Below are 6,788 nucleotides of genomic sequence, written 5' to 3'. Positions count from 1 at the left end.
GGTGGTCATCGCCTTCGATCAGGCCCGGATGGGCGACTACTTCGCGCTGGCCGGCGAGATCCGCGCCGCCGGCATCCCGGCCGAGGTCTATCTCGGCCAGTCCGGCATGAAGGCCCAGATGAAGTACGCCGACCGGCGCCTGTCGCCCGCCGCCGTGATCGTCGGCGAGGACGAGCTCGCCGCCGGCACCGTCACGGTGAAGGACCTGGACCTCGGCCGCGAGCTGGCCAGCAAGGTGTCGGACAACGCCGCCTGGCGCGAGCAGCGCCCGGGCCAGCAGACCATCCCGCGGGCCGAGCTGGTCCCGGCGCTGCGCCGCATCCTGGACGCCGGCTGATGCGCGTCGAGCCGCCCGTCCCGGAGGCGGCCCTGGCCGCCATCCGCGCGCCCCTGGAGGCCGCCGGGGCCGCGCGCGCCGACGCGCCCCTGCTGCAGCCGCTGAACCTCCTGCTGGACCTGGCGGGCGAGGCCATGCGCGCGCGCCTGTTCGTGGTCCAAGCCGAGGGCGGATCCGAGGCCTGCCTGCGCCCCGACTTCACCGTCGCCATCGCCCGCCAGCACGTGGACGGGGGCAAGCCCGAGGGCCGCTACGTCTACGAGGGGACCGCCTTCCGCGCATCGGCCGGGGCCGAGCGGCCGGAGGAGTTCCTGCAGGTCGGGCTCGAGCTGTTCGCGCCCGAGGCCAGTCCCGCCGAACCGGCAGACGCCGAGATCGCGGGCCTCGCCTGGCGCTCGGCCCTCGCGGGCGGCCGCGCCGACCTGATGCTGCGCCTGGGCGACGTCGGCCTGTTTGGCCCATTCATCGAGAGCCTCTCGCTGGCCGACGCCCTGGCCGCGCGGCTGAAGCGGGTCGCCGGCCGGCCGCGCCTGCTGCAGGCCGAACTGGCCCGCGTCGGCGAAGCCGCGGCCCCGGCGGGCGGCTCGCTGGCCGCCATCCTGTCGGGCCTTTCGGAAGCCCAGGCCGGCGCCCTTCTCGAAGAGGTCTGGACCCTGGCCGGCGTCGAGCCGGTCGGCGGCCGCGGGCCCGCCGAGATCGCCGCCCGGCTGGTGCGCAAGGCCGAGGCCGCCCAGGCCCCGGCGCTGACCGAGGACCAGGCGGCCGCCATCCGCGCCTTCATGGCCATCGACGATTCCCCCGACGCGGCGCTGGCGCGCGTGGGCGAGCTCGCCGGTCGCAAGGACAAGGCGCTGAAGGCCGCGCTGGGGGGCTGGGCGCGGCGCCTCGAGGCGCTGGCCAAGGTCGCCGACCCGCACCGGATGCGTTTCGCGCCCGCCCTGGGCCACGCCTTCGACTACTACGACGGCCTCACCTTCGAGGTGCTGAGCGAGGCGCTGGGCCCCGACCGTCCGGTCGCCGTCGGCGGCCGCTACGACGGCCTGCTGGCGCGGCTTGGCGGCAAGCCCGCCCGCGCCGTCGGCTGCATGGTCCGCCCCTGGCGCGCCTGGAACGGAGGCGAGGCATGACCAACGAGCCCCTCATCATCGCCGTCCCCTCCAAGGGCCGGCTGAAGGAGCAGGTCGAGGCCTGGCTGGCCGACTGCGGCCTGCCGCTCGCCGTCACGGGCGGCGCCCGCGGCTACATGGCCGGCCTCAAGGGCCTGCCCGACGCCCAGGTGCGCTTGCTCTCGGCCGGCGACATCGCCGAGGCGCTGGACGCGGGCGAGGTCCACCTCGGCGTCACCGGCGAGGACCTGCTGCGCGAACGCGGCGAGGACCTGGAACAGCGCGTCCTGTTGCTGAAGGCCCTGGGCTTCGGCCGCGCCGACCTCGTCGTGGCCGTGCCCAAGAGCTGGCTCGACGTCGAGGCCATGGCTGACCTCGAGGAGGTGGCCCACGAGTTCCTCGCCCGCACCGGCCGCCGGATGCGGGTGGCCACCAAGTACCTCTCGCAGACCCGCGCCTTCTTCGCCCGCCACGGCGTCGTCGACTACCGCATCGCCGAATCGGGCGGGGCGACCGAAGGCGCCCCGGCCGCGGGCTCGGCCGAGCTCGTCGTCGACATCACCACCACGGGGGCCACGCTGGCCGCCAACGGGCTGAAGGTGCTCGCCGACGGCGTGATCCTGAAGAGCCAGGCCCAGTTCGCCGCCAGCCTGCGGGCCCGGTGGAGCGACACGGCGCTGTCGGCCGCCGAACGGCTGCTCCGGGTGATCGAGGCCAGGTCCGCGGCCCTTCGTTCGGCCACCCTGATCTGGCCCGCCCGGGGCGATGCGGCGGAAGAGGCGGTGGTCCAGGTCCTGGTCGCCCGCGGCGCCTCTCGCCGGCCCAACGGCCTGCTGGTCGACGTCGGGCAGATCGCCGACGCCGCCCAGGCGCTGACGGCCGCGGATCTCGGTCCGGTGACCGCCGCGCGGCCGGAATTCGTCTTCGACGTGAGCTGCCCCGCCTTCGACACCCTGAAGGCGAGCACTTTTGGCGGAAACGTCAAAAAGACGGTGTAAATTTTCGTACGATCGCGAATTTCTCATCGCGCCGTGCCTGGAACGCTAGGCGGGGCCGTTGACTCGGGCAGAAAATTGCCGTTCTGTCATGTGGCGAGAGACATGAAGGCGCTAGTCCGGAGGTCTCCGGCGTTTCGGGGAGGAAACGCCCGCTCAATCAGAGCGACTGCTCAAGACGGCCCGCTGAGATTATCCCCCTCAGCGGGCCGAATCTTTTTCCGGACCCCGGTTGTTTTGACGAAATCGTCAAAACTGGAGCCCCCTCAGTGGTGGTGCTCGCCCGCCGCCGACGGCGGCGCGATCCGCACCTCGAACGTCGTCTTCACCCGCGCGCCGCTGGCGAACACCAGGGTCGCCGGCGCCCTGTCCCCGGTCTTCAGCGGCTGCTTCAGGCCCAGGAGCATCAGGTGGTGGCCGCCCGGCGCGAACACGACGCGGCCGCCCGGCGGCAGGTCCACCCGCTCCAGCTTCTGCATCGAACTGACCCCGCCGCGCATGGTCGAGCGGTGGATCTCCACCTTGCGCGCCAGGGGCGTCTCCACCGCCACCAGGGCGTCGGCGGTGCGCCCGGGGTTGGCCAGGGTCAGGAAGCCGGCCCCCGTCGTGCCGGCCGCCGCCGGCCGGCTCCAGGCGCCGCTCACCTGGGGCGCGGCCGCAGCCGGCGCCGCGGCCAGCGTCAGGGCAGCGGCCAGGGTGATCTTCAGTAGGTCCATGTGATGCCTCCGAACACGGAACGGCCGTCGCCCGGCCAATAGGCGGCGCTGGCGCCGCTCGCCTCCACCTGCGCCTGCACGTTGGAGATATAGGTCTTGTCCGCGACGTTGCGGATGTCGACGAAGAGGCTGACGCGATCGCTCGCCCGCCAGCCGCCGCCCAGGCTCCAGACCGCATAGGCTGGCGTCCGGGTGGTGTTCTCGAAGTCGACCCAGGCCTTCGACGCCTGCCACTCCAGCGAAGGCGCGATCCACCAGCCGGCCAGGTGCTCATAGCGCAGCTCGGCGCGGTAGAGGTGCTCGGGCACGATCGGCAGCCGATTGTCCTGGTAGTCGCCGTCGTCCACGAACCGGAAGTCCGACCAGGTCCAGCTCTGCCGCAGCCGCAGGCTGGGCGTCACCTGCCAGTCGACCGCCGCCTCGAGGCCCTGGTGGACCGTCTCGTCGGCGTTGAAGGTCGAGGCCGGCGTGTCGGCATCCACCACGTACTGCAGGAGTTCGTCCTTCAGCCAGGCGCGATAGACCGTCAGGTCCCAGGTCAGCGGGCCTTTCCGCCCCCGCGTCCCGACCTCGGCCGTCCAGGCCTTCTGGGCCTTCACCGGCGCGAAGCCGGCGTTGGTCGGCGACATCGACGACAGGTTCGGCGGCTCGACCGAACGGGTCAGGTTGGCGAACACCTGCGCGCCGCCCTCATCCTCCCACAGGAGCCCGACGCGGGGCGCGATCCAGTCGTAGGTCTTGTCCGCCTGGAAGTCGCGGGTGTCCGTCCCCGGCACGGCCAAGCTGCGGTAGTCCCGCCACGCCTTGCCCCAGGTCGCTCCGCCCACCAGCGCCAGCCGGTCGCTGACGAAGATCCGCGCCTCGCCGAACACGTCCACCGCATCGGCGTTCTGCAGCGTCCGCGAGGTCGGCGCGCCGCGGGCGCCCTTCAGGTTCCGGTAGAAGTTGGAGTCCAGGTCGCCGGTGCGCAGCCAGACGCCGCCGAACGCGTCGGCCCGGCGGCCGGCGATCTCGCCGTCCCAGTCGATCCGCCCGAAGGCGCCCCAGTTGCGGCTCTCCTGGTCGATCACCTGGAAGATCGGGTGGTCCAGGTCCTTCCAGACGCCATAGACCGCGCCCTCGAACACCGCGCCCGGGTTCAGCCGCCAACGGGTGCGCAGCGAGGCCCGCAGGCCCCGCTGGTCGCGCCCCTGGTCGTTGGCATAGTTCCCCGGCGCCGCCTGCCGCGGGTCGGCCTCGAACTGCGCCCGGGTCAGCGCCCCGGGGATCTCCTGCTTGATGTTCGAGCCGTTCACGATGAACCGCACCTCGCGGTCCTCGCCGAAGCTGCGGCCGACGTTCAGCGCCCCGAACTGGAGGTTCTGCTGGCTCTGCGGCCGCCAGCCCTGGCCGGTCTGGTTGGTCCCCGACACATAGACGTCCCAGTCGCCGAACTCGCCCGCCACGGCCACGTGCTCCCGCAGGAGACCGAAGCTGCCGCCGTCGACTCGGACCCGGGTCTCGAACCCGGCCGTGCGGCCCGTCGGCGTCACCATGTTGATGGCCCCGCCCAGCAGGGCGCCGCCGAACCGCAGGGCGTTGCCGCCGCGATAGACCTCGACGAAGCGGGTGTTCAGCGGGTCGGCCGCCTGGCTGTCCCCGAAGCCGTCCGCCTCGTTCAGCGGCACGCCGTCCTGGGCGATCAGCAGGCCGCGGTTGTGGTTGGCGTTGCCGAGGCCTGAGCCGCGGATTGAGATCCGTACGTCGCCGCCCCACTTCTTCTGGGCGAAGACCCCGGGCGTGTCGCGCAGCACGTCGTCCAGGGCGACGCTGAACCGCCGCTCGAACGATTCCTGGGCGATGACCGAGACGGCGCCCGGCGACTCCGAGAGCCGGCGGCGGGCGTCCCGCACCACCGCCGGGTCGTCGGGGTCGGGGCGGGCGGTGACGATAACGGTTTCGACGCTGGCGGGCGCCTCACGGGCGTGCGCCAGCGCTGGCCAGGCGGCGCCCAGCAGCAGTGCGCCCTGCAGGGCGCGTCTCTTCAATGACATCTCTCTTGGCTTTCCGAACGGTTCAGACGGGCGCGAGCGCGCCGGCGGCGTCGTCAGGCGTTCGGAGCGGGCGGTCCCTGGCCGTAGGGGCGGGGCGGGCCGCGCGCGGGCGGCGGCAAGGCGGTGGGGATCTTCGGCGCGCGCGTTTCCACATGGGGGATGCGCGGCGCGGCGTCGGTCGGCGCGGGCGGCGCCAGGGCCACGGTCGCCGGGCAGACGCAGTGGCCGCAGGACCCGCCGGCCTCGTCCGCGGGCGGCCCACCGTCGGGCGTGATCGTCTGCAGGCCGTGGTCGGTGCAGATGGCGACGGCCTCGCCCAGCGACCCGTGCGCCTTGGCCGGCCCGCCCATCGCCATCGCCATGGCGGGCGTGGCCACGAGGGCTTGGGCCAGCAGGGCGAACGCCGCCATCAGGGCGATCATCGCCCGGCGTTCGGCGCGTGCGCTCAGGGCCTGGTCTGCCGGCAGGTTCACGCCGGAGGCCTGTAAACCGAACCTGGGATTCCGCAAGCGCCCGCGGGGCGCCATAGTGCGCCGCGCAACCTGGAGACATGATGGAAGGCCACGTCGAAGCCGGCGCCTACAAGGACGTCGTCCTGTTCCTCGCGACCGCCGGCGTCGTGGTCCCGCTCTTCCGGCGTTGGAACATCAGCCCCATCCTCGGCTTCCTTGGCGCGGGCGTGCTGCTGGGGCCCTATGGCCTGGGGCGGCTGTCCGACGAGTTGCAGTGGCTGTCGGCCATCACCATCGACAACCCCGCCGAGCTGGCCCAGCTGGCCGAACTCGGCGTCGTGTTCCTGCTCTTCACCATCGGCCTGGAGCTGTCGTGGGAGCGCCTGAGGGCCATGCGACGGTACGTGTTCGGCCTGGGCGCGTTGCAGGTGGCCGTCTGCCTCTCGGCCACGGCCGGCGTCGCCTTCCTCGTCGGTCAGCCGCCGATCGCCGCCCTCGCCATCGGGGCGGCCCTCGCGCTCTCCTCGACCGCCATCGTCATGCCCATCCTCTCGGACCAGAAGCGGCAGCACTCCCAGGCCGGCCGCGCGACGTTCTCGGTCCTGCTGTTCCAGGACCTGGCCGTGGCGCCGATCCTCGTCACCCTGGCGCTGCTGGCGCGCGGCACGGGCGAATCGCTGCTCAGCCGCGTGGTCCTGTCGTTCCTGCCCGCCATCGCCGGGGTGGTCCTGATGTTCGTCCTGGGCCGCCTCCTGCTGCGGCCTATGCTGCGGTCGGTCGCCAAGGCCAAGAGCGAGGAGCTGTTCGTCGCCGCCTGCCTGCTGGTCGTCATCGGCTCGGGCCTGGTCAGCGCGCTCACCGGCCTTTCCATGGCGCTTGGCGCCTTCATCGCTGGCCTGCTGCTGGCCGAGACCGAGTTCCGGCACGAGGTCGAGGTGCGGGTCGAGCCGTTCAAAGGGCTGCTGCTCGGCCTGTTCTTCATCTCGGTGGGCATCCAGCTGAACGTCCCGTTGCTGCTGGAACGCCCCCTGGTGATCATTGGCGCGGCGATCGCCATGATCGCCTTCAACACCGCGGTCGTCTTCGGGCTTGCGCGCGCCTTCGGCCTGAAGACCCGCTCGGCGCTCGAGGCGGCGCTGCTGCTGGCCG

7 protein-coding genes are annotated in these 6,788 nt (G+C 72.7%); 4 read left to right on the top strand and 3 right to left on the bottom strand.

Annotated features, from left to right (window positions below; genetic code table 11):
• From RIF93_RS17395 to hisG, 3 genes are all read left to right on the top strand, one after another.
• On the top strand, nt 1-337 hold a 337-nt coding region (locus tag RIF93_RS17395), incomplete at its 5' end, for a His/Gly/Thr/Pro-type tRNA ligase C-terminal domain-containing protein (protein ID WP_309092716.1).
• Entirely contained in the window at nt 337-1,464 is a 1,128-nt protein-coding gene (locus tag RIF93_RS17390) for an ATP phosphoribosyltransferase regulatory subunit (protein WP_309092715.1), read from the top strand. The genes RIF93_RS17395 and RIF93_RS17390, both read left to right, overlap by 1 nt.
• A complete protein-coding gene (hisG, locus tag RIF93_RS17385) occupies nt 1,461-2,441 on the top strand; it encodes an ATP phosphoribosyltransferase (protein ID WP_309092714.1) in 981 nt (326 codons plus the stop codon). The genes RIF93_RS17390 and hisG overlap by 4 nt, the downstream gene beginning before the upstream one ends.
• Nucleotides 2,442-2,704: 263 nt before the next feature.
• On the opposite strand, the gene RIF93_RS17380 is transcribed toward hisG, so the two are convergent.
• The 3 genes from RIF93_RS17380 to RIF93_RS17370 are packed head-to-tail and all read right to left on the bottom strand — an operon-like array spanning nt 2,705 to nt 5,660.
• On the bottom strand, nt 2,705-3,154 hold the full coding sequence (locus RIF93_RS17380) for a copper chaperone PCu(A)C (RefSeq protein ID WP_309092713.1): 450 nt from the start codon (nt 3,152-3,154) through the stop codon (nt 2,705-2,707).
• The gene (locus RIF93_RS17375; protein WP_309092712.1) at nt 3,142-5,187 is read right to left on the bottom strand and encodes a TonB-dependent receptor; all 2,046 of its coding nucleotides are present in this window, start codon (nt 5,185-5,187) and stop codon (nt 3,142-3,144) included. The genes RIF93_RS17380 and RIF93_RS17375 overlap by 13 nt, the downstream gene beginning before the upstream one ends.
• A gap of 53 nt (nt 5,188-5,240) precedes the next feature.
• Nucleotides 5,241-5,660: a DUF2946 family protein gene (locus tag RIF93_RS17370; RefSeq protein ID WP_309092711.1), complete on the bottom strand. Its 420-nt coding sequence runs from the start codon at nt 5,658-5,660 to the stop codon at nt 5,241-5,243.
• 80 nt (nt 5,661-5,740) lie between these two features.
• Between RIF93_RS17370 and RIF93_RS17365 the strand changes: the two genes are divergently transcribed.
• Nucleotides 5,741-6,788: cation:proton antiporter (locus RIF93_RS17365; protein WP_309092710.1), on the top strand; the 1,048-nt coding region annotated here is incomplete at its 3' end.

This window comes from Phenylobacterium sp., assembly GCF_031181185.1.
In the GTDB taxonomy this organism is placed as follows: Bacteria; Pseudomonadota; Alphaproteobacteria; order Caulobacterales; family Caulobacteraceae; genus Phenylobacterium.
Note: the sequence above shows the minus strand (reverse complement) of the source record. Positions and strands in the feature narration are given on the sequence as shown.